The organism is Pseudomonas sp. S2_E02, from assembly GCF_054668355.1.
The window spans coordinates 1,483,898-1,508,174 of the sequence record NZ_CP162761.1 but is presented as its reverse complement, the minus strand read 5'-3'; the positions used below and the strand labels follow the sequence as shown (position 1 = coordinate 1,508,174).

Genomic DNA, 24,277 nt, shown 5'->3' with positions numbered 1-24,277 from the left:
AAGATCGTAGCCTTCGCTTTTAAGGACGGCGTTGGCGCATCAGGTGTTTGAAGCCTTCGAAGACCAGCACCACAACGGCCAGCCAGATCGGAATGTACGTCAGCCACTCCCCGGACTTGATGCTCTCACCGAGCAACAACGCCACACCGAGCAACAGCACCGGCTCAACATAACTCAACAAGCCAAACAGACTGAACGGCAGCAAACGGCTGGCAATGATGTACACCACCAGTGCCGACGCACTGATCAAACCCAGCAACGGAATCAGCCACATCAGCCCCGGGTACTGATCGAACACGCCGAAGCCTTGCTCGCCACCCTGCACAAACCAGTACGCCACCGGCAGCATCAAGGTCATATCGACCCACAAGCCACCCAGGTTGTCAGTCTTGAGGTATTTGCGCAGCACGAAGTACAGCGGATAGCCGACCACCACCACCAGCGTCGCCCAGGAAAACCCACCGACCTGATACAGCTCATTGAGCACGCCCAAACTGGCGAAGAACACTGCAATTTTCTGCAAATAAGACAGGCTCTCGCCGTAGGCAATCCGTCCGGTCAGCACCATCGCCAGTGGCAACAGAAAGTAGCCCAGCGACACGTCGAGGCTGTAGCCATTGAGCGGCGCCCACATGAACAGCCACAGTTGCACGCCGAGCAGGGCAGAGGAGACGAGCAGGCCGGCGATCAATTTCGGTTTTGCCGCCATCAACCGCACCAGCTCCAGCACCCGCCGCCATTCTCCGGACACCAGCATGAACACGGTCATGCACGGTACCGTCAGGAGCATCCGCCAGCCAAAGATCTCCACGCCGCTCAACGGTGTGAGCAACGAGGTGTAGTAATACATGACGGCAAACAGCACCGAGGCCGAAACCGATAGAGCGATACCTTTAGACAAACTGTCCTCGCGGGTTGATGGTCAAACGGGGCGCGAAGGATACGTGGTTTTTGTGCTGAATATTGGGCAGATGCTCAATATTCTTCACACCTATACCGTCTAGGCGTTGCCGCCCACTGCGATCTTTTGGTCTTGCCTTTAAAAGTCGAAGATCGCAGCCTGCGGCCATTCCTCCACAAGCGTAGTCAGTGCCAGGAAAACATCACTGAGCAACCTTCAACGGATTACCGAAGCGCTTGAGGTACATCTCGCCGAACTTGTAAGAGGCGTAATCGGTGACGTGACCAATATCACGATAGACCGGCAAGCCATCGACGGTGGTCATACACGCGTCGTCTTTGCATTGCACGATTTTCGGGTCAATGACGATCAAGCCGGGATATTCAGCCTTCAGGTCATTGAAGAGTTTTTCCAGCACCGGCTCTTTGGCACCTGACCATGGCGCTGTGGCGCAGAGACTGCTTTGCTCGGCACTGCCCATCAAGCCGCGCAACTTGACCTGTTGCAGCAGGCAGGTGTTGATCCCGGCAGGCATGGGCAGCGTGTTTTCCAGAAGGACCGGCGTAGCGCCTGACTCGACAATCTTGTCCAGCGCCTTGCGGATCGCGGTGCCGAGGCGTTGTTGCGACAGTTCCGGGCTGCGCGGGTCGTCCCGGCTGGTGACGATGTCGTCGTCGAGATAGGCCTCCCAGAACTGACCCACGATCACATACTTGAAATGCTGCTTCGCAATCATCTCGTAATAGCGTTGAGTGGCGTTATGGCATTTTTGATACAGCCCGTTCGTGTATTTACTCTCGTCATAGAGGTAGATCCCGGGCAAGGCCAGGCACGCCGGGTAGCCCTGTGTGAGGACGGCAAGGTTGGCATCCCTGGCCAGTGTTTCAACGAAACCCCAGTAATGATTCGAAAACGAATCGCCCATCAGCAATATTTGCGGCGCGGCCTGCACGGCGCCTGATATGCAGCCAGGATCGGCGCCATCGCTGACGCCCAGGCATCCTTCCCGATTGGCTGGAACAGAGGCTTTCAAGCCATTGAGCACCTCGTTATAGCCTTGGTTGAAACGGTCGGGCCAGCCTTCATGCCTGACACTGGCAGCGTGGAGCAGCGACAGACCGATAGCCGGTACGATCATCAGCACGACCAGCGTTTTGGCAAAGCCGAGCCTGGCCTTTCGAAACCGGTTTTCGACCAGCACATAGCAGAGCCAGGCCATAACGAACGTCGAAACAAAGTAAAAGATGGTCATCGGCAGGGTGAGGGCGATGCCCATGTAACTCATCACCGCCAGTATCGGCCAGTGCCACAAATACAAGGAGTACGAGAGCGTGCCGATAAACACCAGCGGTTTGAAGGCCAGCAGTTTCGAGGTGATGCTCGCATCACCAATACCCTGAAACAACAACGCTGCAGTGGCCAGGCACACGGCAATGGCGTGGTACTGCGGGAAGCCCGGCAGGATATCGTCGAGGGTGGCGCAATAGATAATGGTGACAAGCGCAAGTGCACAGGCCAGAGAGGCGCTCAGGCGATTGAGCCTGAACTTGCCTGTGCCGAAGATGACTGCGCAGGAGCCAATCATCAATTCGAAAATTCGCGCGGTGAAGAAGTAGTAATTTTTTTCTGGATTGGCGTAAGACAGGTACAGCGCGAGCGCCATTGCCGCCAGGGTCAAACCGAGCACCGCCGCTTTGAAAACGCTTTTTGCCAGATAGCGGTTAAGCAACCAGAGGCCCAGCGGCAGGGCCAGATACCACTGCCATTCGATGGCCAGTGACCAGGTGTGCAGCAGTGGCAGGCTCGCCGTATCCGGCGTGGCGTAACCCGTTGTCACTTTGGAAAAGTATTGGTTGGAGATGATTAACGACGTGTACTTTTCGCTTTTGAGAAAATCGACATAGTCATCGGGCAAATACAGCAGCGTGCTGACTATCAGCGTTACGACCAGCAACGCAATCACGGCCGGTTGCAAGCGCCAGATTCTACGCGTGTAGAACCCCGAGAAAGTGAACGTGCCGTTGTTCAGCGATTTCATGATGATCGCGGTCGTCAGATAACCCGAGATCACGAAGAAGATATCGACGCCAATAAAACCGGACGGAAAAAACGTCAGACCACCGTGAAAAATCAATACCAACAACACCGCGATTGCGCGCAGTCCGTCAATATCCGCACGGTATTCAATCGACGGTTTGCGTTTACCGGTAGCCGCATTCGCTTGCGACGAAGAGCGCAGCTTATCGCCTGGCAGTTTGAACAGCAGACTGCGCAAAAGCTTGCTGGAAACCGCAACAGGGCGATTGGCCATTTATCAGTCCTTGGTTATTTCTGAACGATCAATCAACTCATTCCGTTTGATCGCGCTTTGACCGCTGAAAAAACAGCCGAGGGTGTCGGCTGTCGAAGGGAGGCGGGCAAACTCAAGCCTGGTGCGGTTTACGCCCCGACACAAAATGACTCACATCGTTGAATCCAGGTGTCGATGAGTGCCCTGGCGTGACCAGCGAATCGATAAATGCCTCATCTTCAGCGCTGATCTTCACGGCCTGCGCCTTGGTGTACGCATCCCATTGCTGCTCCGTCCGTGGGCCGACGATCGCCGACGTCACGGCACTGTTGTTCAACACCCAAGCGATCGCAAACTCCACAGTTCCGACGCCGCGCTGCTCGGTGTACTGCTGAATCTGTTGGGCAATACGCAGCGACTCGACGCGCCATTCGGTTTCCAGAATGCGCTTGTCCTGACGTCCGGCGCGGCTGTTGGCGTCCGGTTTGGCGTCCGGTGCGTATTTGCCGCTCAGCACGCCCCGGGCCAGCGGGCTGTAAGGCACCACGCCAAGGCCATAGCTTTGCGCTGCTGTGATCTGCTCGGTCTCGGCCTGACGGTTGACGATGTTGTACAACGGCTGGCTGATCACCGGGCGGTCAACACCGAGTTTATCGGCGATACGAATCACCTCGGCGATCCGCCAGCCGCGATAGTTGGACAACCCCCAGTAGCGAATCTTGCCCTGACGGATCAGATCGCCAATCGCCGACACGCTGACTTCAAGCGGTGTGTTGTGGTCTTCACGGTGCAGGTAATAAATGTCGAGATAGTCGGTGCCGAGCCGGGTCAGGCTGGCATCGATGCCATTGAAGATATGTTTGCGGCTCAAGCCGCTGCGGTTTGGCACGCCGTCCACCGGGCCGAAACCGACCTTGGTCGCCAGCACCCACTCATGCCGATGCCGGGCAATTGCTTCACCGACGATCTCTTCGGAGCGGCCGTTGGTGTAGACATCGGCGGTGTCGATGAAATTGATCCCCTGATCCCAGGCTTTGTCGATGATGCGCAGCGAATCCTCTGCGCTGGTCTGCTCGCCAAACATCATCGTGCCGAGGGTGAGGGTGGACACCTGTAACCCTGAGTGCCCGAGAGTGCGAAAGCTCATGCCGAAATCCTTTTGTCGGTGGGAAAGGGTTAATCAAATACCAGAAGCGTGCAATGCGGCAAAGTGAATTATTGGCTAAACACAGCCCTTACCCTAACCCTCTCCCAGAGGGAGAGGGGACCGACCGAGGTGTTTCAAAGAGGTACGCCGACGTGCAATACCGAGTCGAATTCAGATCCTGAATAGCCCGGCAATCGGCTCCCTTTCCCCCTCGCCCCCCTGGGGGAGAGGGCTGGGGTGAGGGGGAAAAGGATCTACAGAACACCACAAACTCCAAGCCGAACCCCCAATAAAAAACGACCCTGAAAAGGGCCGTTCTTCCGTGCATCAAAAACTCAAGCCCGCAACGTCCGCGTCATGCGCAACGCCAGTAGACTCCCGCCCACAATCACACCCGCCAGCAAATACAACGCCGCATCCGTCGAACCCGTGCTGTCCTTGACCCAACCCACCAGATACGGACTGAGAAACCCGGCCATCTGCCCCATCGAGTTGATCAACGCCAGACCACCAGCCGCAGCGCCCGCGCTCAACATCGCCGTCGGCACCGGCCAGAACATCGGCAGACCCGTCAACGCGCCCATGGTGGCAATGGTCAGGCCGAGGATCGCAATCGCCGGATTCGCCGCGAAATTCACCGCGATCACCAGACCGATCGCGCCCATCAGCATCGGCACCACCAAATGCCAGCGACGTTCTTTACGAAGGTCCGCCGAGCGCCCGACCACCAGCATGAACACCGCCGCCAGCAGATAAGGAATCGCACTCAGCCAGCCAATCACCAGGTTATCGCTGAAGCCAAGGTTCTTGATAATCGACGGCAACCAGAAGTTGATCGCGTACACGCCGCTCTGGATGCAGAAGTAGATCAGGCCAAATGCCCAGATCGCCGGCTTCTTGAACACCGCCAGCAGCGAGTCGGAGGTGGTTTTCGGTTTGTTCGCCAAATCTTCGGCCTGATCCGCTTCCAGCACTGCACGCTCATGCGGGCTCAGCCACTTGGCGTTGGCGAAGCTGTCGCTCAGCAGGAACCAGGCGAGGGCGCCGAGGATTACCGTTGGAATGCCTTGCAGCAGGAACATCCACTGCCAACCGGCCAGACCGCCCTGGCCTGCAGCAAAGTGATTGAGGATCCAGCCCGAGAAAGGGCTACCGAGCAAACCGGACACCGGGATCGCCGACATGAACAGCGCCATGATCCGGCCACGGCGGAAGGTCGGAAACCACTGCGAGAGGTACAGCACGACGCCCGGGAAGAACCCGGCTTCAGCTGCACCGGTGAACAGGCGCAGGGTGTAGAACTCGGTCGGGGTGGTGACGAACAACAGGCAGGTCGACAGCGTGCCCCAGGTGATCATCATCAGCGCGATCCAGCGCCGTGGGCCGAATCTGGTCAACGCCAGATTGCTCGGCACGCCGCACAGCACGTAGCCGATGAAGAAGATACCGGCACCGAGGCCGTACACGGTTTCGCTGAATTTCAGGGCATCAAGCATCTGCAATTTGGCAAATCCAACGTTGACCCGGTCGAGGTAGTTGAACAAGTAGCAGATGAAAATGAAGGGAATCAAACGCAGGGTGATGCGTTTATAAACGGCGTTTTTACCGTCATCGATGGTCTGGGTAGCTGCGGCGCTCTGCGACATAGCGGCTCTCTCTTTATTATGATTTTTTGCGATGCAAAGGGTAACGTTGATCGCCCCGAGAGTCTCGGCCACCTTTGGCTGGATTGTCTTTGTGCCTGCGCACAGGGTTTGCCGTCAGACCCTGTGCGGGTGAACAACCGCCAGTGCCATAAATCAAGGATTGCCGCCGCTATGTTTGAACTCGATCACGACCTCGCCCAGGATATCGTCGACCGGGCCATGGCCATTTTGCCCTACAACGTCAACGTCATGGACAGCCAGGGGTTGATCCTCGGCAGTGGCGAACCGGAGCGTATCAATACCCGTCACGAAGGTGCGCAACTGGTGTTGGCTAATGGGCGCGTGGTGGAGATCGACGCGCAGACCGCTGTGCATTTGAAAGGCGTGCAACCGGGGATCAACCTGCCGCTGTTGCTCGATCAGCGCTTGATCGGTGTACTCGGCATCACCGGCGAACCGGAGCAGTTGCGCACTTATGCCGAACTGGTGCGCATGACCGCCGAAATGCTCGTTGGCCAGCGCAATCAGCAGGCCGAGCAGCAATGGCGGCGCCAGCGTTGTGATGATTTGCTGGCGCTGCTGTTGAGCGAGGCGGGGGACTCGCCGCGTCTGGTCGATGAGGCGCAGCAACTGGGGCTCAAGCCGCAATTGACGCGAGTGCCGTATCTGTTCGAGCTGGGCCTTGAACATGGACCTGGGCAAACCGTCGAGGCGTTGAGTGCCTGGCTGACGTCGCGTTATCCCGATAGCTGGTGCGTGAGTTCGGCGAAGTCATCGCTGTTGTGGTGCCGCCCGGCAAGTCAAAACGTCGAGCATGATCGCTTGCTGGAAAAACTCGACAGCCTCGGCTGGAAGATTCTGCGCATTGCCGTGGGCGGGCAGGCCGATGGACTCGCCGGGCTGCGCCGTTGTTATCGCCGCGTGGGCGACTTGCTCGCCTATGGTCGCGAAGTGTTGCCGCATTCGCGATTGCTGACGCTGAACCGTTATCGATTGCCAGTGATGTTGTGGCGGCATCGTAACGATGATGCACTGGACGAATTGCTTAAGCCGCTGCGCAAGGTGATTGCCAAGGACGGCAACGGCCAGTTGCTGGCGACGTTGCGCAGTTGGTGCGAGCACGATGGCCAGAGTCAGGCCTGTGCCGATGCCTTGGGCATTCATCGCAACAGTTTGCGTTATCGGATGGAGCGGATTGCTGAACTGAGCGGGGTTGATCCGCTGCGGCTCGATGGGATGCTGGCGCTGTATCTCGGGGTGCAACTTCTTCCCCAGACTGATCCGAACTGATTGGGCGCCTTTAAGGAAGCCTTCGCGAGCAAGCTCGCTCCCACAGGGGAATGCATTTCAAATGTGGGAGCGAGCTTGCTCGCGAAGGGGCCGGAACATTCAACATCAGATCTTTTTGTGAAAATGAACAATAAACGCCCCCGCCACTTGTGCAGCGGACAGGCGTCAAGGCGCATGCCGACTGGCAGCATGAGGGGCATTGCAAACGGAGAATTCCCATGAAGATCGTCATCGCCCCCGACTCGTTCAAGGACAGCCTCAGTGCCCAAGGCGTCGCCGAAGCCATTGCCCTCGGCCTGGCCCAGGTCTGGCCGCAGGCAACGATGATCAAATGCCCGATGGCTGATGGCGGCGAAGGCACGGTCGAATCGATTCTGGCTGCCTGCGAAGGCGAACTGCGCCGCACCCGCGTGCGTGGCCCTTTGGGCACTCCCGTCGACGCTGCGTGGGGCTGGTTGCCGCATAACCACACCGCAATCATCGAAATGGCTGAAGCCAGCGGCTTGCAATTGGTGCCGCCGGGGCAACGCGATGCCTGCATCAGCAGCACTTTCGGTACCGGCGAACTGATTCGCGCAGCGCTGGATGCCGGCGCGCACCGGGTGATTCTGGCGATTGGCGGCAGTGCCACCAACGATGGTGGTGCCGGGGCGATGCAGGCGTTGGGTGTGAAATTGCTCGATGCGCAACATCAGTCGCTGGTGCCCGGCGGCTTGGCACTGGCGCAACTGGCGCAACTGGACCTGAGCGAACTCGACCCGCGACTGGCGCAGGTGCGTTTCGATATCGCCGCTGATGTGAACAATCCGCTGTGTGGCCCACACGGTGCCTCGGCGATTTTCGGCCCGCAGAAAGGTGCATCGTCGGCGCAAGTGCAGCAACTCGATCAGGCGTTGGGGCACTTCGCCGAACTGTGTGCGCAGGCGTTGGGCAAAGATGTCCGCGACGAACCGGGCAGCGGAGCGGCGGGAGGTTTGGGCTTTGCGGCCAAGGCTTTTCTCGGCGCGCAGTTTCAAGCCGGGGTTGAAGTGGTTGCCGAACTGGTCGGCCTCGCCGAAGCGGTCAAAGACGCTGATCTGGTAATCACCGGAGAGGGGCGATTCGATGCGCAGACGTTGCGCGGCAAGACCCCGTTCGGCGTCGCACGGATTGCCAAGCAACACAACGTGCCGGTGATTGTCATCGCCGGGACATTGGGCGAGGGTTATCAAGACCTCTACGATCACGGTATCGATGCGGCATTCGCCGTGACCAGCGGCCCAATGACGCTGGAGCAGGCCTGCGCCGAAGCTCCGCGCCTGTTGCGTGAACGGGCGACGGACATCGCCCGCGTCTGGCAAATGGCCGCCAAACGCTGAGCCAGATCGGCAGCTCCTACACCAAGCGACCAACTGTGTTTCATTGTTGTAACACCCTGAAAAATAATTTCTCTTGACCCGCAATCTTCCTAAAGCCTGGCCGATACAGATAACAGGCGCGCACCCAACTTCCTGAAAACAGCGACGCCAGACTGAGCCCGTCCCCCTAGGGCCAGTGACGACGCATGGACGCTCGTAGTTTCTATCTTTCGAGAGCTCAACTATGTCCCTGCGTAACCTGAATATCGCGCCCCGTGCCTTCCTCGGTTTTGCCTTTATCGCCTTGTTGGTGATCGTGCTCGGCGTGTTCGCCGTCAATCGCATGAGCACTATCCGTCAAGCCTCGATCGACATGGAGACCAACCAACTGCCCAGCGTGACGAACCTTGGCGTGGTGACGGAAAACGTTCTGCGTCTGCGGATTCTGTCGTTCCGGATTCTGGTCAACCGTGACCCTGCCGGTCTGCAAGAGGCGCAAACACGCATTGGCGTGCTGGTAGACAAGGTACGCAGTGCTCAGGCGAGTTACGCTGCGCTACCTGCCGAGGCCGATGAACGTGCCTTGTATCAGGCTTTCGCGACGACGCTCGACAACTACCTGCAAGCGCAAAACCAGATGATGGAGCTATCGCGTCAGGACAAGATCGATGAGATGCGCACGCTCATCAACACGCGGATCAAGGACGGCACCGACCAGATGGGCGAACAGCTCAACAAGCTGATCGCAATCAACGCCGCAGGTGCGAAAGTCGCCTCGACTCAGGCCGGTGAGCATTACGACAGCGCCATTACCGGCATCGTCATTGTTGCCGTGATTGCAGCGTTGGCGACGGTGTTGTTGGCACTGCTGCTGACCCGCAGCATCGTCACCCCGCTGAACCGCGCCGTACTGGCCGCGCAAACCATCGCCGACGGTAACCTGAGCAAAACCATCGAAGTCGACGGCAAGGACGAAGCGACGCAGTTGCTGCAGGCGCTCGCCACCATGCAGAGCAACTTGCGCAAAACCATCGAACAGATCGCCGGTTCCGCCACACAACTGGGCGCCGCTGCCGAAGAGCTCAGCGCGGTGACCGAAGAAGCCTCCCGTGGCCTGCAGCAGCAGAACAACGAAATCGAACAAGCCGCCACCGCCGTCAACGAGATGACCGCCGCTGTCGAAGAAGTGGCGCGCAACGCCGTGTCGACCTCCGAAGCCTCGAACCAGTCGACCCACGCCGCCCGCGAAGGTCGCGATCAAGTGGTGAAAACCGTCGACGCGATCCAGACCATGACCCACGACGTGCAGAACACCGCGCAGATGATCGAAGGCTTGGCCGCGCAGGGCCGTGATATCGGCAAAGTGCTCGATGTGATCCGCGCCATCGCCGAACAGACCAACCTGCTGGCCCTCAATGCAGCGATCGAAGCCGCCCGCGCCGGTGAGGCCGGGCGCGGTTTTGCCGTGGTCGCGGACGAGGTTCGGGCATTGGCTCATCGCACCGCGCAGTCGACCCAGGAAATTGAAAAAATGGTCGCCGGCATCCAGAACGGCACCGGCGAAGCGGTGTCGTCGATGCAGCAAAGCAACCAGCGCACCCAGACCACCCTGGAAATGGCCCGCGCCGCTGGGGTGGCGCTGGAGCAGATCACCCAGTCGATCCATCAGATCAACGAACGCAATCTGGTGATCGCCAGCGCCTCGGAAGAGCAGGCGCAAGTCTCGCGCGAAGTCGACCGCAACCTGGTCAACATCCGCGATCTGGCCACGCAATCGGCCGCCGGGGCCAACCAGACCAGCGCCGCGACCCACGAACTGTCGCGTCTGGCGGTGGATTTGAACGCCATGGTGGCGCGTTTCGTGATTTGAGATACGGTGAAGGCTGGAGACCGCGCAATCAGGAGACGTACATGCGCTATTCAGCCTTGACCCAACGAATCGCCGGGGAGGGAGCCGCTGCCTGGCAGATTCACGACCGAGCGCTGGAGCTGCGCGCCGAGGGTGTCGATATCCTGCTGCTGAGCGTGGGCGACCCGGATTTCGATACACCGCTGCCGATTGTCCACGGCGCGATCGACAGTTTGCTGGCGGGCGATACCCATTATTCCGAAGTGCGTGGCCGTTTGGCGCTGCGCAAGCTGATTGCCGACCGCCATCGTCGGCGCAGCGGTCAAGCGGTGGATGCCGACCACGTAATCGTCATGCCCGGCGCGCAATGCGCGGTGTATTCGGTGGCGCAATGTCTGCTTGATCCCGGCGATGAAGTGATCGTCGCCGAACCGATGTATGTCACCTACGAAGGCGTGTTTGGCGCGTGTGGCGCAACGGTGGTGCCGGTGCCGGTGCGTCCGGAAAACGGCTTTCGCGTCGACCCGGTCGATGTCGCTGCGCGCATTACGCCGAAAACCCGCGCGATGCTGTTGAACAGTCCGAACAACCCCAGCGGCGCGAGCCTGTCACTGCTGATCTGGCAAGAACTGGCGGCGCTGTGCATCCGCCATGACTTGTGGCTGATCAGCGACGAGGTCTACAGCGATTTGCTTTACGAAGGTCAGCACGTCAGCCCGGCGAGTCTGCCGGGCATGGCCGAACGCACGGCAACAATCAACAGCCTGTCGAAATCCCACGCCATGACCGGCTGGCGCATCGGCTGGATGATCGGGCCGAAGTCGTTGGCCGAGCATTTGGTCAATTTGTCGCTGAGCATGTTGTTTGGCCTGCCGGATTTTGTGCAGAAAGCCGCAGAGATTGCGTTGCAGTCAGACCTGCCGGAAGTGACGCAGATGCGCGAGGAATATCGCCTGCGCCGGGACCTGGTGTGCGAACGTTTGAGCGGTTGCCCGGGGCTGTATCCGATCCGTCCGGATGGTGGCATGTTCGTGATGGTCGATGTGCGCCAGACCGGTCTCGGCGCACAGGCGTTTGCCGAACGGTTACTGGAGGGCTATGGGGTTTCGGTCCTCGCCGGTGAAGCGTTCGGGCCGAGCGCGGCGGGGCATATCCGCATTGGTTTGGTGGTCGATCGGGTGAAACTCGCGGATGCCTGTGCGCGGATTGCCTTGTGTGCGGCGCAGCTGTTACAGGCGCGTAGTGCCTGATGGTTTTGGGTTACCTGTCCCGGCCTCTTCGCGAGCAAGCTCGCTCCCACATTGGATATGCATTCCCCTGTGGGAGCGAGCTTGCTCGCGAAGGCGGCATGACTGCCACCCTAGAGTTCAGCCCTGCCATGCCAATGGATTCACCAGATTCGCCGGCTTCTCCCCACTCAACGCAGCCAACAGATTCTCCACCGCACACCGCGCCATCGCCTCGCGCGTCTCATGCGTCGCCGAACCCATGTGCGGTGTCGCCACCACATTATTGAGCTGCAACAGCGGCGAGTCATGCTGCAACGGCTCACGCTCAAACACATCCAGCCCCGCCGCTCGAATCCGTTGATGACGCAGCGCATCGATCATCGCCGCCTCATCGACCACCTTGCCCCGCGAGATATTGATGAAGATGCTTTCCGGGCGCATCAGTGCAAACTGCTCGGTGCCGATCAAACCTTCGGTCTGCGCCGTCAGCGGCAACGTCAGGCAAATGAAATCGGCCTGCTTGAGCAGATCTTCCAGGCTGCGATAGTGCGCATCGAATCGCGCTTCGACCGCCGGTTTGCGCGACTGGCTGTGATAGATCACCGGCATGCCGAACCCGAAATGCCCACGCTGCGCCAGCGCTTCGCCGATGCGGCCCATGCCGATAATCCCCAACGTCTTGCCATGCACATCGGTGCCGAAATGCGCCGGGCCGATATTGCGGCTCCATTGGCCGCTGCGCACCATGTTCGCCAGTTCCACCACACGCCGCGCGGCGGCGAGGATCAGGGCGAAACCGGTGTCTGCGGTGGTTTCGGTGAGCACGTCCGGGGTGTTGCTCAGCAAGATCTTGCGCTGACTCAGGTAATCGATGTCGTAGTTATCGACGCCGACTGAGACGCTAGCGATAGCTTCGAGTTGCGGCGCCAGATCAAGCAACGCGGCATCGAGCTTCAGGCTGGCGCCGAGCAAACCGTGGGCGCGGGGCAGGGCGTCGCGCAGTTGCATCAGACCGTCGGCATCGAGGCTTTCGATCAGCGTGACTTCGCACTGTTCCTGCAAACGCGCCATCAGCACGGGCGAAAGTTTCTTGTACAACACGACCTGTTTTTTCATGGCAAAAGTCTCTTCAGGAATGCGCCGGCACGGCACGCGTGGCGACGGCTTTGGCGACGACGCGATCACTGGCGCCGGGCTTGAGAAAAATCGTCAGGACCACCGACAGCAGCAACGCGCCGCTCATCAACAGATACGAAGCGCCGGGCGAGCCGGTGGAGCTGTTCAGGTAACCGACCAGGTACGAGCCGCCGAACGAGCCGAGCGCACCCATGCTATTGATCAGCGCCATGGCGCCACCGGCGACGTTGGCCGGAAGAATCTCCGGGACGATGGCAAAGAACGGCCCGTAAGGTGCGTACATGCAGGCGCCGGCAATCACCAGCAGCGTGTACGACCACCAGAAGTGTTCTGCGCCCAGCGCGTAGGAGCCGTAAAACGCGATGGAGGCGATCAGCAGCGGTGGCCAGACAAAGCGTTTGCGCTTCTGCAACTTGTCCGAACCCCACGACACCACGAGCATGCCAATCACCGCCGCCAGATACGGCAGCGCCGACAGCCAGCCGGCCTCGATCATGTCCATTTGCGCGCCAGCCTTAAGAATCGATGGCAGCCACAGTACAAAGCCGTAAACGCCGATGCTCCAGCAGAAAAACTGCAGCGCGAGAATGATCACCTTCGGCGAACGGAATGCCTCGGCATAGTTTTTCACCGCTTTGATCCCGACCTGTTCGGCTGCCAGTGCGCTTTCCAGATCCTGCTTTTCCTGCTCGTTGAGCCACTTGGCCTGCGCTGGACGATCATCGGCCAGACGCCACCAGATAAACGCCCACAGCACCGCCGGCAGGCCCTCGATGATGAACATCCAGCGCCAGCTGAAATGTTGCACCAGATACCCCGAAACCACCGACATCCACAGCATCGTCACCGGGTTGCCAAGGATCAGAAAGGTATTGGCCCGTGAGCGTTCGGCACGGGTGAACCAATGGCACAGATACACCAGCATCGCCGGCATCACCGCCGCTTCAACCACGCCGAGCATGAAGCGGATGACGATCAGCCAATAGGCGTTGGAGACCACGCCGGTCAACGTGGCGAGAGCACCCCAGAGAATCAGGCTGACGAAAATCAGCTTCTTCACGCTGTGTTTTTGCGCGTAGATCGCACCGGGCACCTGGAAGAAAAAATAACCGAGGAAGAACAGCGCACCGAGCAGCGATGACAGGCCAGGGGTGATCATCAGGTCTTCGGCCATGCCCGATGCGGCGGCGAAGCCGTAGTTGGCGCGATCCAGATACGCCAGGCTGTAGGTGATGAACACGATAGGCATGATGTACCACCAGCGGCGGGTGGCGAGGGTTGCGGTTTTCATGGGTCTTGCTCCTGAGCTTGTTGTTTTTGTCGCAGCAGGTTCAATTGATCAGTTGTCTGTGACGGCCCCATCGCGAGCAGGCTCACTCCTACATTTGAAATGCGTTCCCTTGTAGGAGTGAGCCTGCTCGCGATCGGCGCCTTCGAATTCAGTGAGGAGTTCAGCCCGGGTTGGAAGGCCCTCCATATCCCCGCGACTCTGCACCGCCCGACTGCCAATCCAGTTCGCACGCTGCACCGCCTCGGCAAAACTCTGGTGCTCAAGCAGGGCACTGATCATCCCCACCGCAAAACCATCACCGGCACCGACAGTGTCGACGACATGCGCCACCGGCACACCGGCGACAAACCCCGATGCCAGATGCGTTCGGTAATAAGCGCCTTGCGGGCCAAGCTTGATCGCCACCGCTTCGGCACCTTGATCAAGATAAAACGCAGCAATGTCCGCAGGGTCTTCGAAACCGGTGAGCAAACGACCTTCGCTCAACCCCGGCAGCACCCAATGGGCGAGGGCGGCGAGGCGGTTGATCTCGCCGATCATTTCGCCCTCGCTGGCCCACAGGCTCGGGCGCAGATTGGGATCGAACGACACGCTGCGTCCGGCGTTGCGCATGCGTGTCATCAATTCAAAGGACATCTCTCGCGTCGAGGCCGAGAGCGCTGGAGGAATGCCGGTGGCATGCAGATGGCGGGCGCTCAACAGGTTGGCCGTGATCGACTGTGGCGACAAATGACTGGCCGCCGAACCGCGCCGGAAATACTCGACCTGCGGATCGCTGCCATCATCATTGCGCGATTTGAACTGGAACCCGGTCGGGTGCTGTTTGTCGACGTCGACGTGACTGCAGTCCAGACCCTCCTTGATCAAGGTCTCGACCACAAAACGCCCGAGCGAATCATTGCCGACCCGGCTCAGCCACGCGACCTTGAAACCCAGGCGCGACAGCCCGATCGCGACATTGCTGTCGGCCCCGGCGATACGCTTGTGAAAGTGCTCGACCGCCGCCAGATCACCGGTCTGCTCGGCGACCAGCATCGCCATGGTTTCGCCGAACGAAAGAATATCGATCTCAGACATGAGCAGACTCCAGACGCGATTGGCCGAGGCGGGCGAGGGCGGCGACGTGCTCGGTGGTCAGTTGCACCAGATCATCGCCCTGCAACGGATATTCGGCGGCGCGCATAACGCCTTGGGCCATGTGCCGCAACAGTTGTTCCCATAGATGCAGGTCACTGACGGCCGGCGGCACCGCCACCAGTTTGCCGTCGGCGCGACGGGCCACGGCTTTGCAGTGCACATAACCGACATGCCGGCCGAGCAGGCGGGCGGCGCTGGCAGCGGACTGGTCCTGCCACTGCCAGTTGCCGATGTCGAAGGTCATCTTGATTGGCACGTTGTGCTGCTCGACGGCGGCGAAGAAGCGCTGAAATGGCTCGATCCGACCGCCGTGCAGGGTCTGGTCGTTTTCCACCAGCAACTGCACCGGGCTGAGCTTCAAGCGTTCGGCCAGGGCTTGCAGATCGTTGGTGTCGGTGAAGTAGCCGAGGGAGACTTTCAGCCATTTCGAGTCGAACGCTTCGGCTTGTTGCAGTGCGGTGATCAACTCGGGATTGGGCTGCGCCTGCCCGGCCAGCCACAGTTCGGTCGGCGAGGAATAGATGCTTAGCAAGCCCTGCGCCTGCGTGGCCTGCGCCAGTTGCGCCGGGTCTTCGCGCGTCAGCAGCTCTTCGCGCCATTCGATGCGATTGGCCCCGGCGGCAGCCAGAACATCAATGAAAGCATCCTGCCCGCGCTGACGCACAAGCTCGGCGCCGTAGCTGGACAGGCTGATGGAAACGTCGGGTTTATTCATTGTTATTGACCTCTGAAACCGGTTTCATTTTTGTTCAAAAAAATATCACGTGTTTCTGTGTTGTGCTCGCGAAGGCGTCAGATCAAGCACTACCAACCTCACGGGTTGACCCACGCTCAACCAGCACCGGCGCAAAATCCACCACCCGCGCCACCTCATCATCCCCACGCAACCGCTTGAGCAAACACTCAAACGCCCGCGCGCCGATCTCCTGCGTCGGCTGAGCCAGCGCGGTAATCCCGCTGCCCACCAACGGATACCAATCCAGATCATCCAGGGCAATCAGCCCGACATCCTCAAACAACCGCACACCCATCTCCCGCAATGCCGTTGTGGCAGTAAGCGCCGCCACACCATTGGCGCAAAACAATGCTTTCGGGCCGTCGCCGGGAGTGTTTAAAAAGGTTTGAAGTTGCGTGTTCAGGTCATCGCCGGTTTCCAGCACCGCCCCGGCCAGGTTCGAATGCAGCGCGATCTGCGCCTGAAAACTGCTGACCCGCTCGATCCGCGAGCTGGTGCCGTCATACGGTTCAGTCACCAGCACCAGATCCCGATAGCCACGTTGCTGCAGATGCGTAAGCGCCATGCCGACAGCCTGCGGGTTGTTCAACCCAACCATGTCGCTGTCCAGTCCGTCGACCTTGCGATCCACCAGCACCAGCGGCATCTCCCGGCGCAGCTCGTGCAGTTCGTCACGGTGATGGCCAAGGGTGTTCACGATCAACCCTTCGATGTTGTACGAGCGCAACAGGGCCAGGTGCTGGCGTTCCTGCTCGTCATCGCGGTCGGTGTTGCACACCACCAGGCTGTAGCCGTGCGCTCGGCAGGCGGTTTCCACCCCGTGCATCACGGCAATCGAATAAGGGTTACGAATATCGGCCACCAACATGCCGATCAGGCGCGTACGTCCGCGTTTCAGACCACGGGCCATTTGGTTAGGGCGATAGCCGAGTTCGGCAATGGCTTGCTCGATGCGCAGGGCAATGGCATCGGAGAGCAGGGCGCGATCATCGCCGATGAAGCGCGAGACGCTGGCCTTGGACACCCCGGCGCGTTCGGCGACGTCGAGCATGGTCACGCGGCTGCGCTGGGCGGTTGAGAAGTCGTTCATTAATGAACCTTGTTGTTATAGGAATGCGCTGAAACCGGTTTCAGGAGATCCGATTTGCAGGAAAGTCGTCAAGCGATTTTATCTGCTGACAGGGCGATATTCCGACAGGCGGTCGAAATACCTGTCAGATATGACAGTAGGCAAGAAGTCTGACACGACGTCTAATCGGACCGAGGCTTTTCATCAATTCCAATAGGTATTAAGGGGCTTTGACGTATGTCTAATCGAGGGCCGCTAAACTTTAATCCACCGAGAGTCATCGGTGTAGAAGATGCCGATATTGACCCGGACGGATATATCCCGCTGGATTTGTTACTGGCAGGAATCGACGTGGTCATTCCCCTGTGGCCCAGTTACGCAACGCTGCCTGATGATAGGGACATTTTAACGGTTTACTTTGATCAGCCAGGGCAGCCGCTGTTCAAGATCGAAAATATCTACACAGCAGCGGACATCCAGCCAGAATTTATTATTCGTATCGATGCGAGCTTTCTGCAGGTTAACGGCGTTGGTCAGTTGCGCTACGAGGTTTTGGATACTGCGGATCAACTCTCAAAGTCAGATCCTCGCAATCTAACAATTGATCACACCCCCATTCCACGAGATCTCGAGAAGCCGGATTGCCCGGATAAAGATGACCATGGATATCTGAACTGCGACACATCTCCGCCTTTATGGGAGGGCGTTAAAGTATCTGTTCCCCCCCTTGTCGGGATTCAAAGTTGGAGATCGAGTTGAGTTGCTTTGGAGAGGTTATCCAAGTTTAAACGGAAGTAATGTGGAGTACGTTAGGGCTCGCAAGAAAAGTATCCGTTTTCCACTGAGCGAGAATGATATAAAAGACGGGTACTCGCTGGTGATCGAGCCTTACGATGTTCATATAAAACCCATGGTGAAGAACTCTTCAGCGCTCGTTCAGTATCGGGTTTTTCGCGGCCGGAGACTCATTGGAGTCTCCAAAGTCAGAGTGGTTAAAATTGATCGAATAGTTGTTGGCGAGGAATTTCCATGCGGGCCGTAAAGTATGGAGCGAAAGTGGTAAGTAATAAGTGTGGGATAACCAAGAGACTAGAAAGATTTCCTGATATGCAGACGTATGGAGAGAACCATGAACGCTATAGTTAAAAAGGCACACCTGTCCAGGCTGGCGGCGCTGAAAGCAAGGTCCACCGTGCATAACGCTGTGGATGCGGATCCGCCATTGGCTGTTACATTCCCTGCGCAAACACTACTTCCTGATTTGCGCATCCCGATTGCTTCTCTTAACGGTGATTTGGAATATGTGGTGCCAAAGCCGGTAATTGAGGACGACGATGATTCATTTCAACCACAGATTCGAATAGCAGGTACGACGACGTGGCTGGACGTTGTTGATTCAGCTGATCCAGACTCTCCGTATATCATTCCCGGTGCGGTCACTGGTCGAGACTGGACGGTGCCCTACAAGATTCGACGCAGCTTGTTTAGAGAGGAGCTTACGCCCGAAGCGCCTACCCAATGGGAGTTCCGATATATTTTCTTTGCTGGCGGTATTAATGATGTCGCATCCAGTACCGCTACCTTCGCCATCGATCTTACACCGCCCTACAGAGTAAAAACCCCGCCCGGCTCCGACCGAAACCCCGGAGCGCCTACATGGCCTGCCGATTTAGGGCCGACTGTTCCCATTGATGAAGCCTACCTCGAAGGCAAAACCCATATCATCGTCAAGCCCGCGATTCCCGCAAACTACGAGGCAACTGACGTTTACAGATTTTTCTTCGGGCCTGCGCCGGATCCCGGCCGCGATACTCCCGTATTTAATGCTGTACTGTCGGCGGCTCGGGAAGCTGCAATTGAAGTCAAAGTGTTTGTCGATGCCGCTGATGGTCCTCATCAGCTTATTTATGTGTCCAAAGATCTGCCAGGAAATGAAGGGCGCCGATCAAACTTCAGTCAGCGTACCGTTCAACATGCCAAGGATCCCGATCCCGATACGGTGGTACCACCGATTGTCACGCTGGCAAATGGTACCGATGGCGACAACTTGATCGATCTTGCAGACACTCAGTTTGATTCTCAAGGTGTGGAGTTCAAGGTCAAAGTGCCTACTCCCAATGCTCCAGCGGATACGATTGCCGGCTACTGGGGGGGGCAACAGGTAGGCACCGAGCAGCGCGTGGGTGCCAATACCGAACTGACGTTTTACGCCCCCTATGATCTGGTCAAGCAGGTATACGGCGATACCGATGGCATCGTTAAAACCAATGTCAGTTTCAATATGTTTCGTGGTATCCGTCCGTTGGCTGACTCAAACGTTGAAATCGATGTTGATATTTCATATATCGGTCCGGATCCAATAACCATTGGTCTGGAGGCGCCAACGCTGAAGACAACTGCGGGCACTGACAACGCAATCGAGGAGGGTGATTACGGAGATAACGCCATTACTGCGACTATCAAACTTTTTGCTGCCCCCCCGACAGAGGAAGGTTGGCTGATCGATCTGTTTTATGACGACATCCAGATTGGCGACCCCATCCCGTTAACAACAGGTCAAGAGGGCAAGGAAATAACTCATGTCATTCCTTGGTCTGTTATTCAACAGCAGGAAAGTGGGCCCAAGGTTCTACGGTATACCCTCTACACTCCGGGCTCGAACAACCCCACTCCGTCGAGACCGAGGGATATCCCGGTCGACCCATTCCCGATTGAAATGGCTGCGCCGGTAATATTGGGTCTGGCGGGGTCGGTAAGAAGGATTGGATGCTCCACCTTGAACTTCCCTACGGAGACTGTCCCAAATGATGGTACCGCGAGACGAAATTTGCTCGTTCGTGTATTGCCCAATACGTATACGGTCGATGGTGAAACCATTACTTTGAAGTATCAGGCATTTGAGCGGGCGGAGCCGACGAAACCTATTCCCAATACAGATGCAACGGCGACTTACCCAATCTCGGGGACATTTCCTACCGATGGTGCGCTAATCAATATTGGTGATTACGAGGAAGATTTCAAACCGGCTCATATGCAGCTTGGCAGGTTGACTTATTCCATTTCCCGCGGGGGAGCTGGTAATAATCCGACACCAGACTCGCTGCCTGCTGAGAGCACGCTGGATCTGGATGACAGTCAAGGTCGTTTTTGTGAGGAATTTATTCCCGTGCCAAATCCATGATGGATGATTTTTGGGGGGGCGATCGCAAAGTTTGTGACCGCCTCCTCCGATTACTTACATCTGATATTAAAACTTTTAGCCCGAAAGAATTTTCGCCAACTAATTGAGGATAACTCCTACATAAATTTATGAGTCTTCTCTATAGCCTTGCGCCCCTCCAGGAATGGCTACGACTGCCATTTCACCAGTCAGACAGCAGGTATTCACTATGCGGGGTAAGTCATTGTCGGGTCCAGGCCGTTCGCGGCGTTACATAGTTTTGAGCCCATCGTTGTTGGCAATTTTGAGTGCCTGCGCCAGCGCGGCTCCGGTGGTGGGCCGCGAGGAAACGGTAAACGGCGGCACGCCGGAACGCTGGGACCTTTCCCAGAACGCCACGCTGACAGTCAACGGTGCGCAAACGCTGGCCATCAACTCTGAAAATTCCACATTGATCGTGAATCCTGGTAGCACAACGCAGCAGATCTCGGCTCGCGAAGGGTCAACGGTCAATCTGAGCAATGCGACCGTTTCGGCTACCGGGGGCTTGGCGGCGGTCTTTTTAAGTAGCTCTCAAGCGACGATCGACAGCAGTTCGATTACCGGAAATCGCGTTGGACTCCAAGTGGTTCGCGATGCCAATACACAGGACGGCTCCAATGTTTCTGTTACCAATGGCACGAAGATCACTGGTGTGACCGGGGGAGCGTTGGTCAGTGCCTTCAGCGTCCTGAACCTCAGCGATTCCGACCTTCTCGGCACCGGAGCCAGCAGCTACGGACTTCGGCTGAATAGCGGTCAAGCCACGGCCCGAAACAGCTCTATCATTGGTGGTCGAGAAGGCGTCGTCATCGATGCCGATCTCAATCAGGTTCAACCGGCGACGTTGAATCTTGAGAACACTACAGTGCAAGGCAAAACCGGCGCTGCCATTCTGGTCGACTTGGCTAACACCACGGATTCCACGGCGGCCATTACGTTGACCAACTCGCGCTTGCTCGCTGGCAACGGCACCTTACTGGATGTCCGAGGCGGGGCGGATGCCTCGCTGGTGGTCAACGACAGTACGCTCAATGGTGACATCGTCACGGAGCAGGGCAGCACCACAAAGTTGACTCTGCAAAACAACTCGAAGCTGACAGGCCAATTGCAAAATGTGGCCAGTGCCACGATCAATGACAGTTCCCAGTGGGTACTGACGGGTAATAGCAGTATCGACCAGTTGAGCCTGAACAACGGTGGCTCGGTGGTCTTCGGGGCTACCGACGCCTTTTATCAACTCAACGTAACGTCCTTGTCTGGCAATGGCCGTTTTGTGATGGGCACCAATTTCACCACGGGTGAAACGGATGTGTTGAATGTCACGGGCACCGCCCAAGGGACACATGAACTGCTGATCGCCAGCAGTGGGCTTGACCCTGCTAGCGGACAACCTGTCCGCGTGGTGCAAACCGCAGGCGGCGACGCTCGGTTTTTCATGAGCCGTGATGTCGATCTGGGGACGTATTCCTATGGTCTGGCGAAAAGTGGCAACGACTGGATACTCGATCCCACTACGCGGACCATCAGTCCTGGGGCTCGCTCCGTACTCGCCCTGTTCAACACGGCCTCAACGGTATGGCTGGGCGAATTGACTTCATTGCGCACGCGTATGGGCGAATTGCGCTTCAACGGTGGTCAATCCGGCGCGTGGGGGCGTACTTACACCAACAAGTACAACATCGCCGATGGCTCGGGTGTCGGCTATCAGCAACGTCAGAGCGGGTTTACTTTAGGGGCGGATGCGCCGCTGCCGGTGGGTGACGGGCAGTGGCTGGTCGGGGTGATGGCAGGTCAGAGTCAATCCGACCTCGATCTTGACGCAGGCACCTCCGGGAGCGTGGACAGCTACTATGTGGGTGGTTATGTGACCTGGCTGGATGCGCAAACCGGTTATTACTTTGATGGAGTATTGAAGGCCAACCGCTTCAACAATGATGCCAAGGTAGGGCTGAGTGATGGAACGCGGGCCAAGGGTGACTACGACAATTCCGGGGTCGGTGGTTCGGTGGAAATCGGTAAACACATCAGTCTTGCTGACGGAAACTTCCTGGAACCCTACACGCAATGGTCTGCAGTGGTCATTGAGGGCAAGGACTATTCCTTGAGTAATGACCTGCAGGCAGAAGGTGATCGAACTCGTTCATTCATCGGTAAAGTGGGTGTTACTGCCGGTCGAAATATCGAACTGGATCAGGGGCGGATTTTACAACCTTATATTCGACTTGCCTGGGCACATGAGTTTGCAAAGAACAATGAAGTCCAGGTGAATAACAATGTGTTCAACAATGACCTGTCCGGCTCTCGTGGGGAACTGGGTGCTGGCGTCGCTGTAGCGATAGCCAGGAGTTTCAGCGTGCATGCCGATTTCGAGTACAGCAACGGCCGGTACTTTGAGCAGCCCTTGGGTGCCAACATCGGAATTCGCTATATCTGGTGAACGAGGCAATAAAAAAGGAAGCAAAAGCTTCCTTTTTTTTGTTTGCCGGTATTATGGTTATGCGGCGATCAACCGATATCCACGCAATTTCATGATGTCTCCCTTTGCTGCGAATCTAACCTCCAAGGTTAGTTCTTTCTCCACATCGTCGTCTCGATTCTCCACCACGACGTTGTTCAAGTTCCCGGAAAGAGTAGCGGAATCAGGATCATAAGCGATGATGGTTGTCCCCGAACGCTGAGTATAAGTTACAGGCTTGGCTGGATCGCTGTTGTCGACAAATGTCAGGCGAACCTCATGGGATGTTGGTGTCAGTTCGTAGCTGTCATTCGGCAGGTTTTTGGAGAAGGACAGGGTGATTTCTTTGGTCGTAAAGTCCATTTTACGCTGACGAGCAAACATTACGTAGGCCTCACCATGCGGCAGCGGGAAGGTTTGCTCGGAGAGTTCAACCAGGCTTGCTTCAAACTGTTCTACGGCGTTGATTGTCCCTACACACTCACCTGTGCCGATTGCATTTCTACGTTTGAGAATTTTATTGATCATTTTTGCGGTCTCCATGTCATGACGAGATATCCCGTGATTAAAGGAAACTTTCGGGATGAGCTATCAGAGCGCTAATGAGGCCAACTGTAAACTGTCAGACTTGACAGTTTACAGTTGGCCAGAAGTGTGGTTTCCGAAATTTGGTTATTGGCGAAGGTTAGTTTTGATGGGGAACGTGATTTAAACGGGTCAGGCTCCCGATCATCAGGTTAGCGGATCTGCGCCGCCCGCTTGGAAGGACGGTCTCTGTGGACAATAAAATAATCAGCCAAACAGTCCCGCCGCAATATTGATTGAAAATCCCAAAATAGCCGTGTTGAACACAAACCCGATCAGTGATTGCGCCAAAACGATTTTGCGAATATCCCGCGTTGCAACACCTACATCCGCCGTCTGCACCGCCACGCCGATGGTGAACGAGAAGTACAAGAAGTCCCAATAGTTGGGCGTGGTAAGCCCTTCAGCAAAACGCAACGCCGGCTCCTTGCCATCCCAGGTGTAATACAACCTCGCGTAGTGCACGCAGAAAATCACCCCGATCAGCAGCCACGAACCGATTACCGTCAGCGCGGTAAAACCGTAGTGCATGAGCTTGCGCGTGGTTTCCAGATCTTTGCTGCCTGCCAGTTCGAAGGTAATGGTCGCCAGGCTAGCCAAAGCGGCGATGCACACCACGAACAGCACCAGCCCGGCGTTTTCGTCTTCGACCTCAGCGATACGTTTGACGTCCGGCGCCTTGGCGCGCACGGTCAGCCAGAACATCAGGATCAGGTAAGTCCAGACACCGGCGTTCCAGCCGATGAGGATTTTGCTGACGATGGAATCGGCGGGGGCCAACAGACCAGTGGCGAGGCCGAAGAGGGCGGCGGCGGACAGGCGAGGGTGGGTGCGGGCGAGGAAGCGCATGGGGACTCGATGGGCCAGGGTGGTTCAGACACCTTAGCCCAGCGATGGCCGGTGTGACCACAGTGCTGGATGTTTGCAGAATCTCTGTGGGAGCGAGCCTGCTCGCGAAGGCGTCCGGTCAGTCAAC

18 protein-coding genes are annotated in these 24,277 nt (G+C 57.5%); 7 read left to right on the top strand and 11 right to left on the bottom strand.

Going from position 1 to position 24,277, the window contains the following annotated elements; all coding sequences use genetic code 11:
• Positions 1–19: 19 nt before the first annotated feature.
• From rarD to AB4O01_RS06585, 4 genes are all read right to left on the bottom strand, one after another.
• Positions 20–901: an EamA family transporter RarD gene (gene rarD, locus AB4O01_RS06600; RefSeq protein WP_093431116.1), complete on the bottom strand. Its 882-nt coding sequence runs from the start codon at positions 899–901 to the stop codon at positions 20–22.
• Positions 902–1,103: 202 nt separating this feature from the next.
• Positions 1,104–3,212, bottom strand: a complete 2,109-nt coding sequence (locus tag AB4O01_RS06595; RefSeq protein WP_460091062.1) for an acyltransferase family protein — start codon at positions 3,210–3,212, stop codon at positions 1,104–1,106.
• A gap of 112 nt (positions 3,213–3,324) precedes the next feature.
• Complete coding sequence (locus AB4O01_RS06590; RefSeq protein ID WP_099759281.1) at positions 3,325–4,338, bottom strand: aldo/keto reductase; 1,014 nt, start codon at positions 4,336–4,338, stop codon at positions 3,325–3,327.
• A gap of 335 nt (positions 4,339–4,673) precedes the next feature.
• Positions 4,674–5,984: an MFS transporter gene (locus tag AB4O01_RS06585; RefSeq protein WP_460091061.1), complete on the bottom strand. Its 1,311-nt coding sequence runs from the start codon at positions 5,982–5,984 to the stop codon at positions 4,674–4,676.
• Positions 5,985–6,155: 171 nt separating this feature from the next.
• On the opposite strand from AB4O01_RS06585, the gene AB4O01_RS06580 reads away from it, so the two are divergent.
• The 4 genes from AB4O01_RS06580 (at position 6,156) to AB4O01_RS06565 (ending at position 11,710) form a co-directional block, all read left to right on the top strand.
• Positions 6,156–7,274 carry a sugar diacid recognition domain-containing protein gene (locus AB4O01_RS06580; protein ID WP_320336682.1) on the top strand — a complete coding sequence of 373 codons (1,119 nt, stop codon included), beginning with the start codon at positions 6,156–6,158 and terminating at the stop codon, positions 7,272–7,274.
• 218 nt (positions 7,275–7,492) lie between these two features.
• Complete coding sequence (locus AB4O01_RS06575; protein WP_460091060.1) at positions 7,493–8,632, top strand: glycerate kinase; 1,140 nt, start codon at positions 7,493–7,495, stop codon at positions 8,630–8,632.
• A 223-nt stretch (positions 8,633–8,855) separates the two neighbouring features.
• On the top strand, positions 8,856–10,481 hold the full coding sequence (locus AB4O01_RS06570) for a methyl-accepting chemotaxis protein (protein WP_414926089.1): 1,626 nt from the start codon (positions 8,856–8,858) through the stop codon (positions 10,479–10,481).
• Positions 10,482–10,522: 41 nt separating this feature from the next.
• Positions 10,523–11,710, top strand: coding sequence for a pyridoxal phosphate-dependent aminotransferase (locus AB4O01_RS06565; RefSeq protein WP_320336685.1), 1,188 nt, complete (start codon positions 10,523–10,525; stop codon positions 11,708–11,710).
• 117 nt (positions 11,711–11,827) lie between these two features.
• Here the strand turns inward: AB4O01_RS06565 and AB4O01_RS06560 are convergent, their stop codons facing one another.
• From AB4O01_RS06560 to AB4O01_RS06540, 5 genes are all read right to left on the bottom strand, one after another.
• Positions 11,828–12,805, bottom strand: coding sequence for a 2-hydroxyacid dehydrogenase (locus AB4O01_RS06560; protein WP_460091058.1), 978 nt, complete (start codon positions 12,803–12,805; stop codon positions 11,828–11,830).
• A 13-nt stretch (positions 12,806–12,818) separates the two neighbouring features.
• Positions 12,819–14,117 (bottom strand): MFS transporter, encoded by a 1,299-nt coding sequence (locus AB4O01_RS06555; protein WP_257355258.1) that lies wholly within the window; start codon positions 14,115–14,117, stop codon positions 12,819–12,821.
• A gap of 48 nt (positions 14,118–14,165) precedes the next feature.
• Entirely contained in the window at positions 14,166–15,194 is a 1,029-nt protein-coding gene (locus AB4O01_RS06550; protein ID WP_460091057.1) for a sugar kinase, read from the bottom strand.
• Positions 15,187–15,969, bottom strand: coding sequence for a sugar phosphate isomerase/epimerase family protein (locus AB4O01_RS06545; RefSeq protein ID WP_460091056.1), 783 nt, complete (start codon positions 15,967–15,969; stop codon positions 15,187–15,189). Before AB4O01_RS06545 ends, AB4O01_RS06550 begins: the two co-directional genes overlap by 8 nt.
• Before the next feature lie 82 nt (positions 15,970–16,051).
• Positions 16,052–17,080 carry a LacI family DNA-binding transcriptional regulator gene (locus AB4O01_RS06540; protein WP_460091055.1) on the bottom strand — a complete coding sequence of 343 codons (1,029 nt, stop codon included), beginning with the start codon at positions 17,078–17,080 and terminating at the stop codon, positions 16,052–16,054.
• Between the two features lie 216 nt (positions 17,081–17,296).
• On the opposite strand from AB4O01_RS06540, the gene AB4O01_RS06535 reads away from it, so the two are divergent.
• The 3 genes from AB4O01_RS06535 (at position 17,297) to AB4O01_RS06525 (ending at position 22,698) form a co-directional block, all read left to right on the top strand.
• Complete coding sequence (locus AB4O01_RS06535; RefSeq protein WP_460091054.1) at positions 17,297–17,818, top strand: hypothetical protein; 522 nt, start codon at positions 17,297–17,299, stop codon at positions 17,816–17,818.
• Positions 17,819–18,188: 370 nt separating this feature from the next.
• Complete coding sequence (locus AB4O01_RS06530) at positions 18,189–20,240, top strand: hypothetical protein (protein ID WP_460091053.1); 2,052 nt, start codon at positions 18,189–18,191, stop codon at positions 20,238–20,240.
• Between the two features lie 208 nt (positions 20,241–20,448).
• Positions 20,449–22,698, top strand: coding sequence for an autotransporter outer membrane beta-barrel domain-containing protein (locus AB4O01_RS06525; RefSeq protein ID WP_460091052.1), 2,250 nt, complete (start codon positions 20,449–20,451; stop codon positions 22,696–22,698).
• A gap of 57 nt (positions 22,699–22,755) precedes the next feature.
• Here the strand turns inward: AB4O01_RS06525 and AB4O01_RS06520 are convergent, their stop codons facing one another.
• Both AB4O01_RS06520 and AB4O01_RS06515 read right to left on the bottom strand, forming a co-directional pair.
• Positions 22,756–23,244, bottom strand: coding sequence for a hypothetical protein (locus tag AB4O01_RS06520; RefSeq protein WP_460091051.1), 489 nt, complete (start codon positions 23,242–23,244; stop codon positions 22,756–22,758).
• Between the two features lie 264 nt (positions 23,245–23,508).
• The gene (locus AB4O01_RS06515; protein WP_016984456.1) at positions 23,509–24,150 is read right to left on the bottom strand and encodes a DUF1345 domain-containing protein; all 642 of its coding nucleotides are present in this window, start codon (positions 24,148–24,150) and stop codon (positions 23,509–23,511) included.
• Positions 24,151–24,277: the final 127 nt, after the last annotated feature.